The sequence below is a fragment of the Mitsuaria sp. CC2 genome, assembly GCF_048957715.1.
In the GTDB taxonomy this organism is placed as follows: Bacteria; Pseudomonadota; Gammaproteobacteria; order Burkholderiales; family Burkholderiaceae_C; genus Roseateles.
In genome coordinates, this window is sequence record NZ_JARVXN010000023.1 from 22,290 (window position 1) to 42,408 (window position 20,119).

Below are 20,119 nucleotides of genomic sequence, written 5' to 3' on the forward strand. Positions count from 1 at the left end.
CTCTTGAAGCGGCGCCCCTTCCCTGCGATGCTTACGGCGTACAGGGAGCAGCGATGCGAGAACAGCACGCGACCAGATCGGACGAGCAGGCCGACATCGACCACCTGCAGCGCGACGTGCTGGAAGCCGTCGCGCTCGGTCGCCCGCTGGCGGCGGTCATGGACCTGCTGTGCCGCGCCGTCGAGGCGCTCGCGCCGGAGGTGATCTGCTCCGTGCTGACGGTGGACAAGGACGGCCGCGTGCATCCGCTGGCCGCGCCCAGCCTGCCGGCCTCGTTCAGCGGCGCGCTGGAGGGCTTCCAGATCGGCCCGAAGGCCGGTTCCTGCGGCACCGCCGCCTGGCGCCGCCAGCCGGTCGAGGTGACCGACATCGCCTCCGATCCGCTGTGGGCCGATTTCCGCGAACTGGCGCTGTCCCACGGCCTGCAGGCTTGCTGGTCGACGCCCATCCTGCTCGGCGGCGACGGGGTCGTCGCGACCTTCGCGCTCTACTACCGCGAACCGCGCGCCGCCGCGCCCTTCCACCGCCGCATGGTGCAGGCCTGCACGCAGCTGTGCCAGATCGCCTTCATGCACGACCGCCACCAGCGCGAGATCGAACGCCTGGCCTACTTCGACGGCGTCACCGGCCTGCCCAACCGCACGCTGCTGGCCGACCGCGCCCGGCAGACGCTGATGCAGGCCGCGCGCACCGAGGCGCCGACGGCATTGCTGCTGCTCGACATCGACCGTTTCAAGACCGTCAACGACTCGCTCGGACACGCGGTCGGCGACCAGGTGCTGAAGCACATTTCCGCACGCCTGCTCGGCTCGCTGCGCGACGGCGACACGCTCGCGCGCCTGGGCGGCGACGAGTTCGTCGTGCTGCTGCCGGGCTGCTCCGCGGAGGACGCGATGCATGTCGCCGGCAAACTGCGCACCGCGCTCGAGGCGCCGCTCCCGCTGGACGGCAGCCACGCCCGGGTGCAGATGACGGCCAGCATCGGCGTCTGCGCGCATCCGCGGGACGGGGCCGATCTCGACCAGCTGCTGAAGAACGCCGACATCGCGATGTACGAGGCCAAGCGCGCCGGCCGCGACTGCGCCCGATTCTTCCTGCACGCCATGAACCAGGCGCTGGACGAGCGGCTCGAGATCGAAGCAGCCTTGCGCCACGCGCTGTCGAACCAGCTGCTGCAACTGCACTTCCAGCCCAAAGTGAGGCTGGCGGACCGCGCGCTGGTGGGCGTGGAGGCGCTGCTGCGCTGGCACGACGCCGAACGCGGCTGGGTGCGGCCGGACCGGTTCATCCCGGTCGCCGAGGAAAGCGGCCTGATCAATGCGCTGGACGCCTGGGTGCTGACGCAGGCCTGTGCGCAGCTGGCGGGCTGGCGGGCCGACGGGATCGCGGTGCCGGGGATCTCGGTCAACGTGTCGCCGCAGCGTTTCCATCAGGACGACGTCGCCGCGCACACGCGGGCGCTGCTCGCCAGGCACCAGCTCGCGGCGAGCGACCTGACGCTCGAAGTCACCGAACGCCTGATGCTGGACGACACCAGCCGCCCGCGCGAGCAACTGCAGCAGTTGCACGAGATGGGCGTGGGGGTGTCGGTGGACGACTTCGGCACCGGGTACTCCAGCCTGAGCTACCTGAAGCGCCTGCCGGTGACCGAGCTCAAGCTCGACAAGAGCTTCGTGCGCGACCTGGAACAGGATGCCGACGATCGCGCGTTGTCGAGCGCGGTGATCGGCATCGGGCGTTCGCTCGGCCTGGCCGTGGTCGCCGAAGGCGTGGAAACCGAAGGGCAGCGCGACATCCTCGTGGCGATGGGCTGCGACGCGGCGCAGGGCTGGCTGTTCGGGCGGCCGATGGCGGCCGGGGCGCTGGCGGGCTGGATCGCGGCACGGGCCGGGGCAAGCACCGGATGAACGCTCCGGCGTCGGCGGCGACTGACGCGCCTTCTCCCCCCAGGAATGTCCATGTCTCCGTTCCCGATCCCGTCATCGCAGATCGCGACGATCACCGTCGATGCGGCGCCTTCCGCGCCGTCCTCCCGGTTCGATGCGCCCAGTCCCGAGGCCCAGGCCCTTGCCCAAGCGTTGCGGGCATCCAAGGACCAACGGGCCGATCTGCGAGGCTTCGCCCCGGAGGCCCTGGACGAGCTCCTGCTCGTCGAGCTGAGCGACTGCCGTGACGCCCGCTTCGTGGCTCTCCCGGCGCACTGTTCGGTCGCGGCCATTCACAAGGTGCTGACAGGATTGCCTGAACTGGAGGGGGTGTTCTTCTGGTCGCCTCAAGGCGCGAGCCCGATCCGCCCCCTGCTCGGCCAGCGCCTGGCGACGGTCATCAGCGACCCGGCCAGCCTGTCGCGTTGTGTGGGGGCGGAATACGTCAAGCGGGTTGCATGCCATTTGCCGGAACTCGCCATCGACGCCTTGGTCGCGCAGGCGGCGCAGGCGGCGCAGGGCACGCGGCCGAGCTGCCCTCACCGACGCGTCCACGGGGCGGCGACCGTCGCTTGCGACTCCCGTCCGGTCTCCCCGGCCCCCCGGCCGCAACACGACAAGGGGGAGGCCGTCGACGCCGACGATGCGAGTCAGGCGCACGATGCCTGGGGGCGCCGGGCCATGTCCCGCCCAGGCCGGATGCAGCGACTCTGGCATTCCGTCGAACACCTCTTCCACCGACGGCCGCCCTTGCCTCTGCGCCAGTCCCGTCCGGGGTGAACCGGACGCCGGGGCTCCCGTCCCGACGACGCCCTCAACCGGCCGCGTGCACAGCCTTGGGCGTGACGACGAGGCCGTCCTCGTCGGCGTAGAGCCAGTCGCCCGGGCGTATCCAGACGCCGTCGATCTGGACGGGCAGGTCCGCGAGGCCCTGGTCCCGGCGCTCGGTCGGCATCGGCACATGGCCCAGCGCGAAGATCCCGACGGCGGCCGCTCGCAGTTCCTCCAGATCCCGCACCGCGCCATGGACCAGCACGCCGGCCCAGCCGTTCTTTGCCGCGCTGACGGCCAGGTTGCCGCCGACCAGCGAGCGCCGCAGCGAGCCGCCGCCGTCGACAACGAGCACCCGCCCGCCGCCGAAGCTCTCGACGGCCGCCTTGACCTGCGAGTTGTCGTCCAGGCATCGCACCGTCGCCACCGGGCCGGCGAAGCGCGCATGGCCGCCGTAGCTTCTATACCGGCTGCCCGGCAGCCAGCGCGTGTCGCCGCTGGTGTCGGCCTTCAGCGAATCGCAGAGGTCGCAGGTCGAGAAACGGATCGCGGCGCGGGTCGAGGCGCTGGGGCTGGTCATCGGCTCATTCCTCCGGATCGTTCAGGATCTCGATGCGTTCGCCATTGAACTCCACCACCTGGCCGGCGCGGATCTTGGCCGTCTTGCGCAGATCGACCTGGCCGTCGACGCGCACCTGGCCCTCGGAAATGAAGTGCCGGGCCTCGCCGCCGCTGCTCGCCAGCGAGGTGGCCTTGAGCAGCTTGTCGAGTTCGATGTATTCGCCGCGCAGGGCGAAAGGGATGGGTTCAGACATGCCTCGATTCTCCGTCAGCCGGCGCGGCGCTTGAGCGCCGCTTCACGGATGCTGCTGAGCGTCGCGCGCGATGTGGAGATCTCCACCGGGAGCTTTAGGTGGATCAGCGTCGGCACCTGCGATGAGAGCGCCTGACGCAGCGCGGGCTCGACCTCCTCGGTGCGGGCCGCGGTGAAGGCCAGCCAGCCGTAGGCCCGCGCCAGCGCGGCGAAATCCGGGTTGTGCAGGTCGCTGCCGCTGACCCGGCCGGGGTATTCGCGCTCCTGGTGCATGCGGATGGTGCCGTAGCTGCCGTTGTCGACGACCAGGCAGATCAGCCGGCGCGCGCCGTGCGCCATCGCGGTGGACATCTCCTGACCGGTCATCAGGAAATCGCCGTCGCCGGCGATGTTGACGACCCAGCGCTCGCGCTGCAGCAGCGCCGCCGCGACGGCCGCCGGAAAGCCATAACCCATCGCCCCGCTGGTGGGCGCGAGCTGGGTCCGACCGCCCTGATGCAGCGCGGTGTAGCGATGGAAGCGGTGCAGCCAGCCGCTGTAGTTGCCGGCGCCGTTGGTGAAGATGGTCTCGGCGGGCAGCAGGCGGTCCAGCAGGTGCATGACCTCGGCCAGATCCATGGGACCGACCGGCAGCGCCTGCTGGTTGCGCTGGTAGTCGGCATGCGCGTCGTGCGCCCACTGCCGCCAGGGCAGTTCCTCCTGGTCCGCCGGCGGGCGCAACTGCTGAAGCGCCAGCGCGGCGCCGCTCATGCTGGCCTGGATCATCTGGTCCGCGGCATAGACGCGACCCAGTTCCTCGGACCCGGCGTGGATATGCACCAGCTGCTGCGCGGGCCGGGGCGCCTTCAGCAGCGTGTAGCCGCCGGTGGTCATCTCGCCCAGGCGCGGACCGATCGCGATGATGAGGTCCGCTTCGCCGATGCGCTTCGCGAGCGCGGGATTGATGCCGATGCCGACGTCGCCGGCGTACAGCGGGTCGCGGTTGTCGTAGAGATCCTGGAAACGGAAGGCGCAGCCGACCGGCACCTGCCAGGCATGGGCGAAGTCCTGCAGCGCGGCGCAGGCCTCGGCGGTCCAGCCGCCGCCGCCGGCGATGACGAAGGGCCGCTGCGCGCCTTCGAGCCGCGCCTGCAACTCCACGAGGTCCGCCGGCGCCGGCCACGCGACCGCAGGCCTGGCGCGCGGCAGCACCGGCGCGTCGGTGGGTTGCGTCAGCATGTCCTCCGGCAGCACCAGCACCACCGGGCCGGGCCGCCCCTGCATCGCGGTGTGGAAGGCGCGCGCGACGTATTCGGGCAGGCGATGCGGGTCGTGCACCTCGCCGACCCACTTGGCCATGCCCAGCGTGCCGGGGCCGAACATCTGGCGGTAATCGACTTCCTGGAAGGCTTCGCGATCGCGCTGGTCGGACGCCACCTGCCCGATGAACAGGATCATCGGCGTCGAGTCCTGGAAGGCGGTGTGCAGGCCGATGCTGGCGTTGGTGGCGCCGGGGCCGCGGGTGACGAAGCACACGCCGGGGCGGCCGGTCAGCTTGCCCTGGGCATCGGCCATGAAGGCGGCGCCGCCTTCCTGTCGGCAGCCGATGAAGCGGATGCGCTCGCGGTGTTCATGGAAGCCGTCGAGGACGGCAAGGTAGCTTTCCCCCGGCACTCCGAAGACCTCGCTGATGCCCTGCTCGATCAGGGCCTCGACGAGGACGTGCCCGGCGGGGCGGCTCACGGTGCGGTGGTGATCCATGACGGACGACTGTAGCGAGCGGCCCCGCCATTGCAAGCGGGCCGGATGTCCCCTGTTGCGGCGCGGATGCGACTTGCGCTGCAGGAGCGGCTGGGGGTCAAGTGTTGCCCGGGCTACTTCCTTGGTTCGAGCACACGCTCGAGCGCCGCGGCGAACTTGCTGGCGGCTGCCGAATGGACGCTGTCCGGCAGTGGTTCAGTCTTCGGTGACGCGGTCCGCAGGATAGCGATCAGGCGTACCGTCGGGACTGAGAACAGCGCGGGCATGACGCCCGCGACGCCGTGCCAGACCGCGTAGACCGCGGACGACCACAGATTCCAGTCATCCGGCACCTCGAATGACTTCCCCCTGAAGGGTGTCAGCGCTTCCCCTGCCGCACCAGGCTCGCCGCTCCGATGCCCAGCAGCAGCGCGAAGGACGCGCCGAAGAAGACGGCGTTGTTCCAATGACGGTCCATCAGCGCGCCGAAGATCGGCGCCGCCACCGCGAAGCCGGTATCCAGTCCCGAGTACACCGTGCCGTACACGCGGCCGGTCGCTCCGGGCGGCGCGGCGCGCTTGATCAGCATGTCGCGCGACGGTCCGGCCAGGCCGGTGCCGAAGCCCGCCGTCGCGGCGGCGACCAGCGCCACCGTCGCCGGCAGCCAGCCGGTGCCCGTCAGCGCCAGCAGCGCCGCGGCGACGAACATCGCGCCGGCGATGTTGCGCTCCAGGTTCTGTGACTTCGCCACCAGGAAGCCGCCCACGATCATCCCCGCCGCGCCCGCCAGCATGTAGCCGGTCACGACGAAGGCGGTGCTCGCCAGGCTCACGCCGTACATCGCCGACAGCGCCGGCGACGCGAAGCTCTGGATCGCGCTCAGCGCCGAGGTCGTGAAGAAGAAGAACGAAAAGCACAGCCACACCGAGGGCAGCTTCAGGAATGCCATCGGATGCTCGTCGACCGGCGCCTTGGCCGCGCCGGCCTTTTCATGGCCCCAGGATCCCTGCGTGTCGTCGATCGCGTCGCGCTTGAAGACCAGCAGCGCGATCACGAACAGCGCCCAGACCGCCGTCGCCACGTAGCCCAGGCGCCAATTGCCGGTCGCCTGGTGCATCCAGATCAGCAGCACCGGCGCCGCGGCCCAGCCCAGGTTGCCGGTGATGCCGTGCACCGAGAAAGCATGGCCCAGCCGCTGCTGCGACACGCGCTTGTTCAGGATGGTGAAGTCCACCGGATGGAAGGGCGAGTTGCCCAGTCCCGCCAGCGCGGCGGCCAGTGCCAGCCCGGCGAAGCCCTGCGCCGTGCCCGCCGCCAACGAGGCCAGCACGAAGCAGCTGAGCGCCGCGAACAGCACCGGCCGCGCGCCCGTCTTGTCGACCAGGAAGCCCGACAGCGCCTGACCCACCCCCGAGATCACGAAGAAGATCGTCACCAGCAGGCCGAGCTCCGAATAGCTCAGCCCGAACTCCCGCATGAACACCGGGAACAGCGGCGGCAGCAGCATGTGGAAGAAATGCGAGGTGCCGTGCGCCAGACCGATCAGGCTGATGGTCTGGATGTCTCGTGTCCTGCTCTGGGCGGCGCTCTGTCCGGGGCTCGTCGACAGGCCGGCCGCGTCGGCGGTGGTGGTGGCGGTGTTCATGGACGGGATGGTGACAGGGCCTTCACGTCGGAATTACGATAGGCAGACAAGTTCTGTCGAGTTTCCGCCATGAGCCCTTCGACGCCTAGGCCGACCCCCACGCCGAGCCCGCCCGCCAAGCCCCCTCCGACACCGCATCCGACGCCGACGCTCACGCGGCGCGCCAGCCTGCCGCCGCTCGATCCGCGCCGCTACGCGCCCAGCGCCGCCCGGCCGGTGCGCGCCAAGTCGCGCAGCCTGGACGGCTTCATGGACATCCAGGCCCATCTCCACACCTGGGGTCAGTTCGTCTTCTCCGTGACCGGCGTGGTCCGAGTCAGCACCGACCGGGCGACCTTCCTGGTGCCGCCCTCGCGCGGCGTGTGGATCCCTGCCGGCGTCGTCCACGCCGTGACCGCCGTCGAGCGCTGCGAACTGCGCACGCTCTACCTGCGGGATCCGCCCGACGAGGGCGAGATCTGGGCGGAGAACCGCGTCCTCGAGGTCTCTCCGCTGCTGCGGGAACTGGCGGTGCAGCTCGCACGGGACGAGGTCGAGCCCGCAGAGACGATGGCGATACCCGTCGCCGAGCCCGTGGCCGTGGCCGACCGCGAAGGCTGGATCGGCAAGCTCATCCTCGACGAGATCCGCCGCGCGCCCAGCCTGCAGCTCGGCGTCGCGCTGCCCACCGACAAGCGCCTGCGCCGCCTCTGCGAGGCCGTGCTGGCCGAGCCGATGCGCCATGCCAGCCTGGACGACTGGGCGGCCGAGGTCGGCGCGAGCGCGCGCACCGTGTCGCGCCTGTTCCGCCAGGAACTGGGCAGCAGCTACGCGCAATGGCGCCAGCAGGCGCTGCTGGCCGAGGCGCTCCGCCTGGCCGCGCATCGCAAGCCGATGCAGGTCATCGCCGCCGAGCTCGGCTATGCCAGCGCGAGCGCCTTCACCGCGATGGTCACGCGGACGGTCGGCATGCCGCCGAGCCGGTTTTTCGGCCAGACCTAGAATTCCGACCCTATGGAACAGGTTCTCTACGACTTCGCCCGCCAGGATGCGGACGGCGCCACCTGCACCGCCCATGCGTGGGCCAAGGTGCCGGCACCGTTGACGCCCAGCCAGCGCTCGCAACTCAAGGCGCGTGCCGCCGAACTCCTCAAGGCCAAGGGGGCGGTGCTCGTCGCCCATTACTACGTCGACGGCGACCTGCAGGACCTCGCGCAGGAAAGCGGCGGCATCGTGTCGGACTCGCTGGAGATGGCGCGCTTCGGCCGCGATCACGCGGCGCAGACGCTGGTCGTCGCCGGCGTGAAGTTCATGGGCGAAAGCGCCAAGATCCTCAGCCCCGAAAAACGCGTGCTGATGCCCGACCTGGACGCGACCTGCTCGCTGGACCTGGGCTGTCCGGCCGACGACTTCGCCGCGTTCTGCGACGCGCATCCGGACCGCACCGTCGTCGTCTACGCCAACACGAGCGCCGCGGTGAAGGCGCGGGCGGACTGGATGGTCACCAGCTCCTGCGCGCTGGAGATCGTCAGCGAGCTCAAGGCCCGCGGCGAGAAGATCCTGTGGGCGCCCGACCGCCACCTGGGCCGCTACATCCAGGAGCAGACCGGCGCCGACATGCTGATGTGGAACGGTGCCTGCATCGTCCACGACGAGTTCAAGGGCCTGGAGCTCGAGCTGCTGCGCGAGCAGCATCCGGACGCGATGATCCTCGTGCACCCGGAGTCGCCGGCCTCGGTGGTCGCGCAGGCGGACGTTGTGGGATCGACCTCCGCGCTGATCAAGGCCGTGGTCGAGGGCACGGCACGTGAGTATGTCGTCGCCACGGACAACGGCATCCTGCATGCGATGCGTCAGATGGCGCCCGGCAAGGTGCTGATCGAGGCGCCGACGGCGGGCAACAGCGCGACCTGCAAGAGCTGCGCGCACTGCCCGTGGATGGCGATGAACGGCCTGCAGGGGCTGGTCGACTGCCTGGAACGCGGCACCGGCGAGATCCTCGTCGACGAGGCGATCCGGGTCGAAGCGAAGTCGTGCATCGACCGCATGCTGGACTTCACCGCGAAGCTGAAGGCGAAGAAGGCGGCGGAAGCTGGCGCCATGGTGCGGGGCATCGGGGCGGCCTGACCGTCCTTCGACGGCCGCTGGCCCTCACCTCCCGCCCTCTCCCGCGGTGCGGGAGAGGGAGCCGGAAGGAGGCCCCGCGCGAACGAGTGTCCGCGGGGCTTTTCAATTGCGTGAGCGTCGGCCTATGCTGTGGCCATCAGTTGCCCACGGCAGGACGTGCACATGGACTTCACCTCGCTCTACAACCATCACGAACGCGAAGTGTTTGCCGCGGTGATGGAGACCGCGCCGCAGTTCCCCGAGATTCACCGCGAGGCCGAGCTGCTGGCCGACGTGGCCTGCGTGGCGCTGAACCGCCTCCCGCCGCGCTACATCCGCCATGCCGTCGACTACTCGTTCTACCTGACCGAGCAGGAGCGTCTGGACGTCGACGCTGCGATCAAGGAAGCCGTCAGCTACGCCTACAACTTCGTGCAGGCGCGCAGCGTCCTTCGCACCAAGCAGCGTTAACCGAAGAAAGCGCAGTCCACTGGCCTCACTGGGGCCGGAATGGGGCTTGGGGTTCGCGGACGCGAGGCCCCATGCCCCGTGGAGAGCCCGCGCTTGAGGGTGGCAGGCTTCTTGGCAGTCAGCGCGTATTCCCGTTGCGCACCAGCACGGTCGGCAGGCTTGCCGGCAGCGTGCGCGGATAGTCGCGGCTGTAGTGCAGCCCGCGGCTTTCATGCCGCAGCAGCGCTGATCTCACGATCAGTTCCGCGCAATCGACCAGGTTGCGCAATTCCAGCAAGTCGCGGCTGACGCGGAAATTGGCGTAGTAGTCGTCGATCTCCGCGCGCAGCAGGTCGATGCGATGCAGCGCGCGTTCCAGTCGCTTGGTCGTCCGCACGATGCCGACGTAGTTCCACATCAGCGAGCGCAGCTCGTCCCAGTTGTGGGCGATGACGACCTGCTCGTCCGCGTCCTCGACCTGGCTTTCGTCCCAGGCTGGCAGCGGCGCGGGCGGGAGCACGTCCTGAGACAGGATGTCGGAGGCGCAGCCGCGCCCCAGCACCACGCATTCCAGCAGCGAATTGCTCGCCAGCCGGTTGGCGCCGTGCAGCCCGGTGTGGGCGGTCTCGCCGACGGCGTACAGCCCCGGCAGATCGGCGCGGCCCTGCAGGTCCGACACCACGCCGCCGCAGGTGAAGTGCACCGCCGGCACGACCGGGATCGGCTGTCGTGCGATGTCGATGCCCAGCGCGAGGCAACGCGCGTGGACCGTCGGGAAGTGTTCCTTCAGGAACGCTTCGCCGAGGTGCGTGGCGTCCAGCCACACGTGGTCGAGGCCGTGTTTCTTCATCTCGAAGTCGATCGCACGGGCGACCACGTCGCGCGGCGCGAGTTCGAGCCGCTCGTCGTGCGCCGCCATGAAACGCGTGCCGTCCGGCAGCTTCAGATGACCGCCCTCCCCGCGCAGCGCCTCCGTGATCAGGAAGCTGCGTTCCTGCGGGTGGTAGAGGCAGGTCGGATGGAACTGGATGAACTCCATGTTGGCGATGCGGCAGCCCGCGCGCCAGGCCATGGCGATGCCGTCGCCGGTGGAGGTGTCCGGATTGGTCGTGTAGCGGTAGACCTTGCCGGCGCCGCCGGTGGCCATCACCACGGCGCGCGCCGCGATCGCGTCGACGCGCTGCGCGTCCATGTCCAGCGCGTAGATGCCGTAGCAGCGAGACGGTTCCTCGCGCTGCACGTGGCGCGAGGTGATCAGGTCCAGCGCCATCCAGCGCTGACGCAGCTGGATGTTGGGATGGGCCTGCGCCTTCGCCAGCAACGCGTCGTGGATCGCCTTGCCGGTCGCGTCGGCGGCGTGGGCGATGCGGCGCACCGCATGCCCGCCCTCGCGGGTCAGGTGCAGCCCGAGCGGCCCCTGCTCGTCGAGCGTGAACGGCACGCCCTGCGCCACCAGCCAGCCGACCGCGTCGGCGCTGCGTTCGGCGATGTAGCGGGCCGTGCCCTCGTCGACGAGGCCGGCACCGGCTTCCTGCGTGTCGCGGACGTGGCTCTCGATGCTGTCGTCCGAACCGAGCACGCCGACGATCCCGCCCTGCGCCCAGGCGGTGGCGGCCTCGTTGAGCTCGCGCTTGGCCAGCACGATCACCGGTACGCGGTCGGCGAGGTGAAGCGCCACGGTCAATCCGGCCAGGCCGGCACCCACGATCACCACCGGCGCCAGCGCGGCGTCGGTCCGAACAGCTGCTGTCATCGTCATCGCCCGGTCATCGGGGCGTCATCGCTTGGGAAGCCGGGATTCTAAGGACCGAACGGGAACAGCCGGTTTCGTCCGCGCGGAGGCCCCCGAGACGCCGCCCCCGTCTTCGCGACGCGACGCGAGATCGTCCCGTCGCAGCAGCGACGGTGGCAGGCGCTCGTGCTTGTTCCAGTTGGCGCGGAAGGCCTGCACGCTGCTGTAGCCGCAGGAGGCGGCGATGTTCTCGAGCGACAGCCGCGAACTGGTCATCAACCGCCGCGCCAGGTCCATGCGCAGCGCGATCTGGTACTGCTTGATGCTCACCCCCGTCTCGGCGAGGAACAACCGGGCCAGGTGGCGCTCGCTCAGGCCGGCCTGGGCGGCCAGTTCCCCGATCGTGACGCCGGCGTGCAGGCGCGCGGCGATCGCATCCTGGATCGCGTGGATGCGCTGGTTGCCGTGGGCGCGATGGCGCGTCGCGGCGGACAGCTCGGGATCGGCGCCGAAGCGGCGGAAGTTCACCACGTTCTCCCGCGCGACCTGGATCGCCACGTCCTCGCCGAAGGCCTGCGACACCAGGTGCAGCGCCAGGTCGATGCCGGAGGTCACCCCGGCGGAGGTCAACAGGTCGCCGTCCTCGACGAACACGCGGTTCTCCAGCACCGTCGCCGTGGGGCTGGCCGCGCGCAGCCGCGCGATGAAGCGGTGATGCGTGGTGCACAGGCGGCCGTCGAGCAGTCCCGCCTCGGCCAGCAGAAAGGTACCGGAGCAGACGCCGCAGATCCGCAGCCCGTCGGGCCGCTCGCGGCCCAGCCGGGCCAGCCAGTCGACCGACTTCCGCCATGCCGACGAGCGCACCAGCGCCGGCGTCAGCTTGGCTCCGATGACGAACAGCACCGCCTCCGGCGGCAACGTGCGCGGCAGCGGGCGGATATCGGTCAACGTCAAAGGCTGGAAGGCGCCGACCGACACCTCCGGTCCGATGCAGCTCAGGTCGACCGATCCGGCCCCCACCTCGCCGACGGAATGGATGACCTGCAGCGGACCCGCCAGGTCCAGCAGGTGGGTCGAGGGGACCATCAGGAAATACACGTTCTTCATCGCACGGTCTTCATCGGGGTGGCGTCATCGCATGGCTTCATCGCAGGCGTGTCACCGCAGGCGTGTCACCGCGGGCGCGTCATCGCAGGCGCGTCATCGCAGGTGCTTCCTCGCCGGCAGCGGCACGGGAGCGGTTCCTCGGGATTTCCACTCCCCGATGATGTCCGATTTCTTGTCCTTCTGAGCGCGTTTGTTGCTGTGCAGCACCCGAGGCCCTGGTTAATCTGAGCTGAACAACAGATGACCGGGGAGGAGGACCATGAGGTCACCGCATGCAGGCGCCGCCAGCCACCACTGGCCCGATCAGATCGATGATCGCGTGGCCGCGGATGTGATCATTCTTCTGAACAGCACCGTCGCCGACGGCGGCACGCTGGGATACGAGCATGTCCTGACCCCCCATCAGCAAGTCCAGTTTATTGCTGGCCTGCGCGACGGCATCGCCTCCGGCCGCACCCACCTGCTGCTGGGCCGCGTCGACGGCCGCCCGGCCTTCATGGTGCTGCTGCACCTCAACGGGATGGCGAACTGCCGCCATCGGGCCGAGCTGGCCAAAGGCGTCGTGCACCCCGACTTCCGCGGTCTGCACCTGGTGCAGCTCGCCTTCCGGGAGATCGTGCGGCTCGCCGAACGGCTGGCCGTCGAGCAGCTGGTGCTCGACGTGCGCGAGCACACCCGCGCCCATCGCCTGTGGGAACTCTTCGGCTTCGAGACCTACGGCGTGCTGGAGGACTACGCCCGCGTCGGCGGCGCGGTCCACCGCGGTCATTTCATGGCGCAGGCGGTGAGATCGCTGCGTCGGCGCGTCGACGCCCCCATCGCTCATTGACTCCGAGAGGACCTTCCCATGCCGCAATCCAAGGCCGCCTTCAAGGCGCAATTGCGCTCGCTGCTGAACAGCCATCTGACGATGGCGCATCCCATCTTCGACCGGCTGATGGACCCGCAGGCCAAGGACCTGGTCCTGCTGCGCCAGGTCGCGCTGCAGGGTTATCAGCTGACGAAGCACTTCCTCGACTACGTCGAGCACCTGTTCTTCCACTGCCCCTTGCCGACGTTCAAGCGCGGTCTGCTGATCAACGTCTACGAGGAAGAGACGGGCCGGCTGTCGAAGACCGACAACCATGTGGTGCTGATGCAGAACTTCATCCGCGCGCTCGGGATCAGCGATGAGGAGCGCGACGCGGCCCGGCCGCTGCCCGCCACGCAGGACCTGATCGACTACCGGCTGCACGCGGTGCGCGGCCGCGGCAGTTATCACATCGGCGCCGCCGCCGTGATGATCGCCAGCGAGGGACAGAACCTGGAGGTCAAGGCGGGCGAGGCGCGCCACGAACTGCTGGGCAAGGTCTACGGCCTGAAGGAGGAGGACCTGCTGTTCTTCTCGGTCCACCAGGCCGAGGACGTGGGCCACGTCGAACAGGGACTGAACCTGGTGACCGAACTGTGCGACACGGACCGCCTGCAGCAGGAGGCGCTGCACGCGGTCGACCACACCTGCCGGCTGTTCTACGCCATGTACGACGGCATGTACCTCGCGTACTGCCGCCCCGCCGCACGTCGCAGCGCCCCCGGGGTGGCGGCATGACGTCGGGCGTGACTTCGGGCGCCTCGTCGCGCCGCCTCGTCCACGGCCTGGTGGCGGTGGGTTTCCTGGTGATGTTCTTCTCCACCAGCGTCAAGAGCGTCTACCAGGTCTACTTCGCCGATCTGGCGACCCATTTCGGACGCGGACGTGCCGACTTCGCCTGGTCGGGCTCGGTGTTCATGCTGGTCACCGGACTGGTGTCGCCGCTGGTGGGCGCCTTGAGCGACCGCCACGGCCCGCTGCGCACCGTGGTCATCGGCTGCCTGACCGCCGGCGCCGCGCTCGCGGGCACCAGCCTGTTCGACGGGTCGCTGCCGGTCTTCGTGCTCGGCTACGGACTGCTCGCCGCCTTCGGCCTGGCGGCCATGACCTACGTGCCGATGGGCGTGCTGGTCGACCGACTCTTCGAGCAGAAGAAATCCGGCCTGGCCTTCGCGGTGGTCACCAACGGCACCTCGATCAGCTTCATCGTGCTGTCGCCCTTCTGGCTGTGGCTCGCGCCCAAGGCGTCGTGGGAGATGACCTTCCTGCTGACCGGCGCCTTCCTGGCGGTGCCGCTGGCCGGTCTGGCGTGGTTCGCCGCGGCGAAGGCCAGGGCGGCAGGACTGGACGACGCCCAGGTCCCGCTCCCGCCGGCAGGCGCGAAGGCCGAAGGGACAGACGCGTCGCATGCGCCGCCACCCCGCGCCTGGTCCGTGCTGCGGCGCGACAGCGGCTTCTACGCGCTGGCGATCGGCTTCATGGGCTGCGGCGCCACCATGGCCTTCATCGACGTCCATCTGGTCGCGTTCTGGCAGGACCACTCGACGCCGCGCGGTCTCATGGGCGTCAGCCTGAGCTTGCTCGGCGTGCTGGAACTGATCAGCGGCCTGCTCACCGGCTGGCTGGCGATCCGGCTGCCCCAGCGCGCGCTGCTGGGCGCGTTCTACCTGCTGCGATCCTGCGCCGTACTGCTGCTGCTCGGGGCCTCGGAAGACCTGCGCACCCTGGGCTTCGCCGTCCTGTTCGGCGCGACCTACCTGGGCACGGTGGTGCTGACCTCGATGTTCTGCCTGGCGCGTTACGGCGCGGCGATCAAGGGCCGGGCGTTCGGCTACCTTTTCCTGGCGCATCAGCTCGGCGGCTTCGCCTCGGTGCAGCTGGGCGCGCTCAGCCACGACCTGTGGGGCAGTTATCAGCCCTACATCGTCGGTCTGGCGGCGCTGACCGCGCTCGGCGGCCTGACGAGCTGGCTGTTCCTGCGCGATCCGCGCGGCGAGGCGGCCCCGCGCCCGGCGCTGCAGGCCCATCCGACCGCCTGACGGGTCCGCCTTCGAACGGAAGCTTTCCATGGACTACCACCCCTACACCGCGGCCATCCGCACCGCCCAGTTCCACGACCTGAGCGACGCCCACTGCGAGCCGGTCGCGATGACCTCCGCCTATGTCTTCAAGTCGGCGGCGGACGCGGCGCGCAAGTTCAGCGGCGCGGCCTCGGGCCATGTCTACTCGCGCTTCTCCAATCCGACCGTGCAGGCGTTCGAGCGACGCATCGCGGCGATGGAGCGCGCCGAGGCGGCCGTCGCCTTCGCCTCCGGCATGGCGGCGATCGTGGCCATGGCGCAGGCCTGGATCACCCTCGGCAGGAACATCGTCTGTTCCCGCGATGTCTTCGGCACGACGCTGACGGCCTTCCGGCACCATTTCGGCAAGCTGGGCGTCGAGGTGCGCGTCGTCGACCTGACCGACCTGGCGCAGTGGCACGCCGCCATCGACGATCGCACCGCGTTCGCCTTCATGGAAACACCGTCCAACCCGCTGCAGCACGTCGGCGACATCGAGGCCGTCGCGCGACTCGCCCACGCGCGCGGCGCGCTGCTGGCCGTGGACAACTCGCTGCTGACGCCCTACCAGCAGCGCCCGCTGGACCTGGGCGCGGACGTCGTCATCCATTCCGCCGGGAAGTACATGGACGGCCATGGCCGGGTGGTGGCGGGTGTCGCCGTCGGCGCCGAGCGCCTGATGGCCGACCTGCGCGGCGTGCTGCGTGTCACCGGGGCCGCGCTGGGCGCGATGGACGCCTGGCTGCTGCTCAAGAGCCTGGAGACCCTGCACCTGCGGATGGCGGCGACCTCCGCCAACGCGCTGCAGCTGGCGCGCTGGCTCAAGGCGTCCCCGAAAGCGGTCGACGTGATCTACACCGGCCTGGCGACGCACCCGCAGCACGCGCTCGCGGTGTCCCAGCAGTCCGGCTACGGCGGCGTGGTGGGTTTCCGGGTCCCGGGCGGCCGCCTGGGTGCCTGGTCGGTGGTGGACAGGCTGCGGCTGGTTTCCATCGCCACCAGCATCGGCGACACGCGCAGCATGATCACCCATCCCGCGTCCACCACGCACGGCAAGCTGTCGGCGGAGGAACGCGGGCAGGCCGGCATCGGCGAGGACCTGCTGCGGCTGTCGGTCGGCCTGGAGAACGTCTCCGACCTGATGGAGGACCTGGACCTGGCGATGGCCGGCCTGCCCGATCACGAGCCGGCCGCCGGGCCGCTGCACGATGCTCTGGCCCTGGGCTGAACGGTGATGACGGACGCGATCCTGCACGGCGCGTTGACCGCGCTGTTCATGCTCGGCGTCGGCGCGCCTTTCCTCATCCTGGCCTGCCGCCCGCAGCGCCGGCGGGCGCGGGCGCTCCGCGTCGGCCTGGGCCTGCTGGTCATGGCGGCATCGCTGGCGTCAGATCCGCTGTCCGTCGCGTTGCTGCACGTGGACGGGGTGATGGCCATGGCCGGATGCGGCTGAGAGGTTCCGGAGCGGCTCCTGGGCCCACCCAGGCGCTCCCCGGGCGTGTCAGAACAAGGGCTTCTCACCCCCGAGCACGCGCAGGTCGTCGAGCAGCTTCAGCTGCTCATGGGCCTTGTCGTAGAAACCGTCCGCGCCGTGCTTCTCGCACAGCGTGCGGTAGAAGTCGGGATCGCGGCTGCTGAGCACCCACAGCTTGCCGACATAGCCGCCCGCCCGGGCGCGGCGCAGCACGTGCATGCCGGAACCGACCTGCAGGTTCAGGTCGAGCAGCACCACGTCCGGCTTGAGCACGGCAATCGCCTGGACGGCGTCTTCCTCGCTGTCGGCATAACCCACCACTTCCACGAAATCGAGTCCCTCGAACAATCGCAGGAACTGCTCGCGAACAAACTCGGAATCCTCGACGAGCAAGACGCGCATGCCCTTCCCTTCCTCTCACTGAATCGTTCGCAGCATTCTGGCGCGGCGCCGAATCACGTGCAGGCGTCAGGGACGTCGACTTCGCAACGGAGCGTAAATCCCGGGCTTGCGGCGTGCGCTGTGCGCGCCGGATTCAGACCACCACGGCGATGGCCGTGCAGACGCCGCCGAGGCCGGCGGCCGACGCGAGGAAAGTGACGTCGCGGCGCTCGCTGCCGCCTTTCCAGGCCATCAGTGCGACGAGGGCCAGGGTGCCGGTGAACAGCAGACCGGCGATGACGGGAGTAGTGAGAAAGTCCAAGGCAGTTCGATGTGGGGTCAACGGGGGCCTCAGTGTGGGCGGCTCGCGCACGCGGCTCAAGGTCGAACTTCCTTGCCCGGGATTCGGCTTTGCCGATCCCGCGAAGGCCGTCCGCCACGCGGATCGCCTCAGGCGGTGGTGATCGTCTTCGGTTCCAGGAAGGCCTCCATGCCCATCACGCCGAACTCCCGGCCCACGCCCGACTGCTTGACGCCGCCGAACGGCGCCAGCAGGTCCGGCGCGACACGGTTGATCAGCACCGTGCCCGCCTGCAATCGCGCGGCCACGCGTCGCGCGCGATCCGCATCGGCGGAGAACACGTAGGCCTGCAGCCCATACGGCGAGTCGTTGGCCACCGTGATCGCCTCGTCCTCCGAATCCACCGGAAGCACTGACAGCACGGGGCCGAAGATCTCCTCGCGCGCGATGTCCATGTCGTTGCGGACGTCGGCGAAGACCGTCGGCCGCACGAACCAGCCGCGATCGCGTCCATCCGGCCGCCCTTCTCCGCCAGCGATCAGCGTCGCGCCCTGGTCGAGGCCGCGTCGGATGAAGTGCTGGATGCGCTCGTACTGCGCGCGACTGACCATCGGACCGATCGTCGTCGCCGGATCGCGCGGATCGCCGACGCGCATCGCGGCGACGGCGGAACGGATCCGCTCCACGACCTCAGGCATCCGGGCACGCGGCACCAGCAGGCGGGTGCCGGCCACGCAGGCCTGCCCGCTGTTCATGAAGGCCGCCGCCAGCGCGAGGGGGAGCACCGCCTCGAGGTCCGCGTCGTCGAGCAGCAGCGAGGCCGACTTGCCCGTCAAGGCCAGGCTCACGCGCTTCATCGAGTCGACGGCGCCGCGCGCGATCAGCTTGCCGGTCGGCGTCGAGCCGGTGAACGACAGCTTGGCAACGCCCGGATGCGTGCCGATCTCGGCGCCGACATCAACACCGCGGCCGGTCACGATGTTGACGACACCCGGCGGCAGATCCGCCGCGTGGATCGCGCGAGCGACGACATGCGCCTGCCACGGACTCAGTTCGCTGGGCTTGATCACCGTCGCGCAGCCGGCGGCGACGGCGGCCGCGAGCTTGCTGGCCATCGTGCCGGCGGTGCTGTTCCAGGGCGCGAAGAGCCCGGACACGCCGACCGGCGCCATCACCACGGTCGATGCGCCAACGCGCCGTTCGAAGGCGTAGCTCGGCAACGACCGCGCCGCGTCGCCGAAGCACTGCGACGCGTCATTGGCGACCCACTGCGCCCGGGCGACCGGACCGCCGTACTCGGTGATCGTCGCTTCCAGGAGGTCCCCGGCATGCGCCAGCATCGCGGCCTGCAGACGATCAAGCATCGCGACGCGCCCCGCGACGGAAGTCCGCCCGAAGGCCGGCTGGGCGCGCATCGCGGCTTCGACGGCCCGACGGGCATCGTCGCGATGCGCGAGCCGGGCCTGACCGACCACGGCCTCGGTCGCGGGATCGACGATGTCGACGACCTCGTCGCCGGTCACGGCAACGAAGGCGCCGTCGATGTAGTTCTGATCGAAGTTCCGCATGGCTTGTCCTTTCGGCATGAACCTCAGCGACACGCCGTGGCTCGATGAGAGGAATGTAGGCAGCGACATCCATGTCGATAAGCCGTCCAATGATGGACGAGTCATCCCGATTCAAAGAACAATGCAGGCATGCAGAAGGACAGCCTGACCGAATTCGAGGTGGTGCTCGCCGTCGCGCGCCGGCAGGGCTTCCGGCCGGCGGCGGTGGAACTGGAGATGTCGACTTCCGCCGTCAGCAACGCTGTCGCGGGGCTGGAGGCGCGCATGGGGGTGCGACTCTTCCACCGCACGACGCGCAGCGTGTCGCTCACGGAGGCGGGGCGGCGCTTCATCGACCGGGTCGGTCCCGCGGTGGCGCAGATCCAGGAGGCCGTCGCGTCGGCCGACGATCATGCGGGAGTGCCCACCGGCACCTTGCGCCTGAACAGCTCGTTAGGCGCGGCGCAGATGGTGTTCCGGCCGATCCTGGCGGAGTTCCTGCGTCGGCATCCGGGCGTCACGCTCGACGTCGTCACCGAAGGCCGGCTGGTCGACATCGTCGCCGAAGGCTTCGACGCCGGACTGCGGCTCGCGCCGCAGGTGCCGCGGGACATGATCCGCGTGCCGATCGGCCTGCCGCTGCGGATGGCGGTCGTCGGCTCGCCCGATTACCTCGAGCGCCACGGCACGCCGCCGACGCCCGCCGACCTCGCCCGCCACGCGTGCATCCGGGCTCGGATGCCGAGCGGGCTGCCGTCGCCGTGGGAGTTCGCGCGGGCCACGCGCGGCAAGCCGGCAGCAGCCAAGGGTGCGGTCAAGGGCGCGGCCGCCGTGAGCAACACGCTCGACGTGCCCGGTCCGATGGTGCTGGATTCGCCGTTGCTGATGCTGGAAGCGGCGCGCGCGGGACTGGGACTCGCACAGATCGCCGAGTGGTACGTCGCTGAAGACCTCGCGAGCGGACGCCTGCGCCGCGTGCTGGACGGCTGGGCGGCGCCGCTGCCGGCGCTGTGCCTGTACTACTCCGGCCATCGGCACATCCCGTCGACGCTGCGCGCGTTGATCGACCTCATCCACGAGATCAACCGACGCTGAACGTCGGCGCACGGCTCGCAGCCTCCCCCGATCGGGTGCCTGCGGGCCATGAGCGCCCCACTATCATTGCGGCCACACCATTCATCAGCCAGTCGCCCCCGCGTCCCTCCAGGTCGCGGCGAGGCCGGTCACCGGCGTCTGCGCCGCCTGACCCGGGACGGCA

At 69.9% G+C, this 20,119-nt stretch carries 20 protein-coding genes; 11 read left to right on the plus strand and 9 right to left on the minus strand.

The annotated features are described in order from the left end of the window. Nucleotides 1–53 precede the first annotated feature (53 nt). Nucleotides 54–1,907: a putative bifunctional diguanylate cyclase/phosphodiesterase gene (locus PV762_RS16215; protein WP_421036037.1), complete on the plus strand. Its 1,854-nt coding sequence runs from the start codon at nucleotides 54–56 to the stop codon at nucleotides 1,905–1,907. 51 nt (nucleotides 1,908–1,958) lie between these two features. Then, nucleotides 1,959–2,705: a hypothetical protein gene (locus PV762_RS16220; RefSeq protein WP_421036038.1), complete on the plus strand. Its 747-nt coding sequence runs from the start codon at nucleotides 1,959–1,961 to the stop codon at nucleotides 2,703–2,705. A gap of 34 nt (nucleotides 2,706–2,739) precedes the next feature. On the opposite strand, the gene rraA is transcribed toward PV762_RS16220, so the two are convergent. The 4 genes from rraA to PV762_RS16240 form a co-directional block, all read right to left on the minus strand. After that, entirely contained in the window at nucleotides 2,740–3,276 is a 537-nt protein-coding gene (rraA, locus tag PV762_RS16225) for a ribonuclease E activity regulator RraA (protein WP_421036039.1), read from the minus strand. Between the two features lie 4 nt (nucleotides 3,277–3,280). Next, entirely contained in the window at nucleotides 3,281–3,511 is a 231-nt protein-coding gene (locus PV762_RS16230; RefSeq protein ID WP_421036040.1) for an RNA-binding S4 domain-containing protein, read from the minus strand. A gap of 14 nt (nucleotides 3,512–3,525) precedes the next feature. Beyond that, a complete protein-coding gene (locus PV762_RS16235; RefSeq protein ID WP_421036041.1) occupies nucleotides 3,526–5,250 on the minus strand; it encodes a thiamine pyrophosphate-binding protein in 1,725 nt (574 codons plus the stop codon). Between the two features lie 358 nt (nucleotides 5,251–5,608). Then, entirely contained in the window at nucleotides 5,609–6,874 is a 1,266-nt protein-coding gene (locus PV762_RS16240; RefSeq protein WP_421036042.1) for an MFS transporter, read from the minus strand. A 69-nt stretch (nucleotides 6,875–6,943) separates the two neighbouring features. On the opposite strand from PV762_RS16240, the gene PV762_RS16245 reads away from it, so the two are divergent. The 3 genes from PV762_RS16245 to PV762_RS16255 all read left to right on the plus strand — a co-directional run bounded on the left by PV762_RS16245 (nucleotide 6,944) and on the right by PV762_RS16255 (nucleotide 9,430). Beyond that, nucleotides 6,944–7,855 (plus strand): AraC family transcriptional regulator, encoded by a 912-nt coding sequence (locus tag PV762_RS16245; protein WP_421036043.1) that lies wholly within the window; start codon nucleotides 6,944–6,946, stop codon nucleotides 7,853–7,855. A 12-nt stretch (nucleotides 7,856–7,867) separates the two neighbouring features. After that, nucleotides 7,868–8,980, plus strand: a complete 1,113-nt coding sequence (gene nadA / locus PV762_RS16250; RefSeq protein WP_421036044.1) for a quinolinate synthase NadA — start codon at nucleotides 7,868–7,870, stop codon at nucleotides 8,978–8,980. A 162-nt stretch (nucleotides 8,981–9,142) separates the two neighbouring features. Continuing rightward, nucleotides 9,143–9,430, plus strand: a complete 288-nt coding sequence (locus tag PV762_RS16255; protein ID WP_067269232.1) for a late competence development ComFB family protein — start codon at nucleotides 9,143–9,145, stop codon at nucleotides 9,428–9,430. 118 nt (nucleotides 9,431–9,548) lie between these two features. Here PV762_RS16255 and nadB read toward each other — a convergent pair whose 3' ends face one another. Together nadB and PV762_RS16265 are read right to left on the minus strand one after the other, a co-directional pair. Beyond that, a complete protein-coding gene (gene nadB / locus PV762_RS16260) occupies nucleotides 9,549–11,162 on the minus strand; it encodes an L-aspartate oxidase (RefSeq protein ID WP_421036045.1) in 1,614 nt (537 codons plus the stop codon). 24 nt (nucleotides 11,163–11,186) lie between these two features. Beyond that, complete coding sequence (locus tag PV762_RS16265; protein WP_421036046.1) at nucleotides 11,187–12,248, minus strand: GlxA family transcriptional regulator; 1,062 nt, start codon at nucleotides 12,246–12,248, stop codon at nucleotides 11,187–11,189. Nucleotides 12,249–12,507: 259 nt separating this feature from the next. Here PV762_RS16265 and PV762_RS16270 point away from each other — a divergent pair, with 259 nt between their 5' ends. From PV762_RS16270 to PV762_RS16290, 5 genes are read left to right on the plus strand one after another with little or no spacing between them, the layout of a single operon-like run. Further along, entirely contained in the window at nucleotides 12,508–13,077 is a 570-nt protein-coding gene (locus tag PV762_RS16270) for a GNAT family N-acetyltransferase (protein WP_421036047.1), read from the plus strand. Nucleotides 13,078–13,095: 18 nt separating this feature from the next. Further along, the gene (locus tag PV762_RS16275; RefSeq protein ID WP_421036048.1) at nucleotides 13,096–13,836 is read left to right on the plus strand and encodes a TenA family transcriptional regulator; all 741 of its coding nucleotides are present in this window, start codon (nucleotides 13,096–13,098) and stop codon (nucleotides 13,834–13,836) included. Beyond that, on the plus strand, nucleotides 13,833–15,137 hold the full coding sequence (locus PV762_RS16280) for an MFS transporter (protein ID WP_421036049.1): 1,305 nt from the start codon (nucleotides 13,833–13,835) through the stop codon (nucleotides 15,135–15,137). Before PV762_RS16275 ends, PV762_RS16280 begins: the two co-directional genes overlap by 4 nt. A gap of 28 nt (nucleotides 15,138–15,165) precedes the next feature. After that, nucleotides 15,166–16,386 carry an aminotransferase class I/II-fold pyridoxal phosphate-dependent enzyme gene (locus PV762_RS16285; protein ID WP_421036050.1) on the plus strand — a complete coding sequence of 407 codons (1,221 nt, stop codon included), beginning with the start codon at nucleotides 15,166–15,168 and terminating at the stop codon, nucleotides 16,384–16,386. 6 nt (nucleotides 16,387–16,392) lie between these two features. Then, nucleotides 16,393–16,611, plus strand: coding sequence for a hypothetical protein (locus PV762_RS16290; RefSeq protein WP_421036051.1), 219 nt, complete (start codon nucleotides 16,393–16,395; stop codon nucleotides 16,609–16,611). Between the two features lie 48 nt (nucleotides 16,612–16,659). On the opposite strand, the gene PV762_RS16295 is transcribed toward PV762_RS16290, so the two are convergent. From PV762_RS16295 to PV762_RS16305, 3 genes are all read right to left on the minus strand, one after another. Continuing rightward, the gene (locus PV762_RS16295) at nucleotides 16,660–17,034 is read right to left on the minus strand and encodes a response regulator (protein ID WP_421036052.1); all 375 of its coding nucleotides are present in this window, start codon (nucleotides 17,032–17,034) and stop codon (nucleotides 16,660–16,662) included. Between the two features lie 133 nt (nucleotides 17,035–17,167). Beyond that, nucleotides 17,168–17,335 carry a hypothetical protein gene (locus PV762_RS16300; RefSeq protein WP_421036053.1) on the minus strand — a complete coding sequence of 56 codons (168 nt, stop codon included), beginning with the start codon at nucleotides 17,333–17,335 and terminating at the stop codon, nucleotides 17,168–17,170. A gap of 128 nt (nucleotides 17,336–17,463) precedes the next feature. Beyond that, nucleotides 17,464–18,882, minus strand: a complete 1,419-nt coding sequence (locus PV762_RS16305) for an aldehyde dehydrogenase family protein (protein ID WP_421036054.1) — start codon at nucleotides 18,880–18,882, stop codon at nucleotides 17,464–17,466. A 129-nt stretch (nucleotides 18,883–19,011) separates the two neighbouring features. On the opposite strand from PV762_RS16305, the gene PV762_RS16310 reads away from it, so the two are divergent. After that, complete coding sequence (locus PV762_RS16310; protein WP_421036055.1) at nucleotides 19,012–19,956, plus strand: LysR family transcriptional regulator; 945 nt, start codon at nucleotides 19,012–19,014, stop codon at nucleotides 19,954–19,956. Nucleotides 19,957–20,119 lie beyond the last annotated feature (163 nt).

Coding starts and splice junctions, on each gene's coding strand:
- PV762_RS16215 (WP_421036037.1), top strand. CDS start 54: ATGCGAGAACAGCACGCGACCAGATCGGACGAGCAGGCCGACATCGAC.
- PV762_RS16220 (WP_421036038.1), top strand. CDS start 1,959: ATGTCTCCGTTCCCGATCCCGTCATCGCAGATCGCGACGATCACCGTC.
- rraA (WP_421036039.1), bottom strand. CDS start 3,276: ATGACCAGCCCCAGCGCCTCGACCCGCGCCGCGATCCGTTTCTCGACC.
- PV762_RS16230 (WP_421036040.1), bottom strand. CDS start 3,511: ATGTCTGAACCCATCCCTTTCGCCCTGCGCGGCGAATACATCGAACTC.
- PV762_RS16235 (WP_421036041.1), bottom strand. CDS start 5,250: ATGGATCACCACCGCACCGTGAGCCGCCCCGCCGGGCACGTCCTCGTC.
- PV762_RS16240 (WP_421036042.1), bottom strand. CDS start 6,874: ATGAACACCGCCACCACCACCGCCGACGCGGCCGGCCTGTCGACGAGC.
- PV762_RS16245 (WP_421036043.1), top strand. CDS start 6,944: ATGAGCCCTTCGACGCCTAGGCCGACCCCCACGCCGAGCCCGCCCGCC.
- nadA (WP_421036044.1), top strand. CDS start 7,868: ATGGAACAGGTTCTCTACGACTTCGCCCGCCAGGATGCGGACGGCGCC.
- PV762_RS16255 (WP_067269232.1), top strand. CDS start 9,143: ATGGACTTCACCTCGCTCTACAACCATCACGAACGCGAAGTGTTTGCC.
- nadB (WP_421036045.1), bottom strand. CDS start 11,162: ATGACAGCAGCTGTTCGGACCGACGCCGCGCTGGCGCCGGTGGTGATC.
- PV762_RS16265 (WP_421036046.1), bottom strand. CDS start 12,248: ATGAAGAACGTGTATTTCCTGATGGTCCCCTCGACCCACCTGCTGGAC.
- PV762_RS16270 (WP_421036047.1), top strand. CDS start 12,508: ATGAGGTCACCGCATGCAGGCGCCGCCAGCCACCACTGGCCCGATCAG.
- PV762_RS16275 (WP_421036048.1), top strand. CDS start 13,096: ATGCCGCAATCCAAGGCCGCCTTCAAGGCGCAATTGCGCTCGCTGCTG.
- PV762_RS16280 (WP_421036049.1), top strand. CDS start 13,833: ATGACGTCGGGCGTGACTTCGGGCGCCTCGTCGCGCCGCCTCGTCCAC.
- PV762_RS16285 (WP_421036050.1), top strand. CDS start 15,166: ATGGACTACCACCCCTACACCGCGGCCATCCGCACCGCCCAGTTCCAC.
- PV762_RS16290 (WP_421036051.1), top strand. CDS start 16,393: ATGACGGACGCGATCCTGCACGGCGCGTTGACCGCGCTGTTCATGCTC.
- PV762_RS16295 (WP_421036052.1), bottom strand. CDS start 17,034: ATGCGCGTCTTGCTCGTCGAGGATTCCGAGTTTGTTCGCGAGCAGTTC.
- PV762_RS16305 (WP_421036054.1), bottom strand. CDS start 18,882: ATGCGGAACTTCGATCAGAACTACATCGACGGCGCCTTCGTTGCCGTG.
- PV762_RS16310 (WP_421036055.1), top strand. CDS start 19,012: ATGCAGAAGGACAGCCTGACCGAATTCGAGGTGGTGCTCGCCGTCGCG.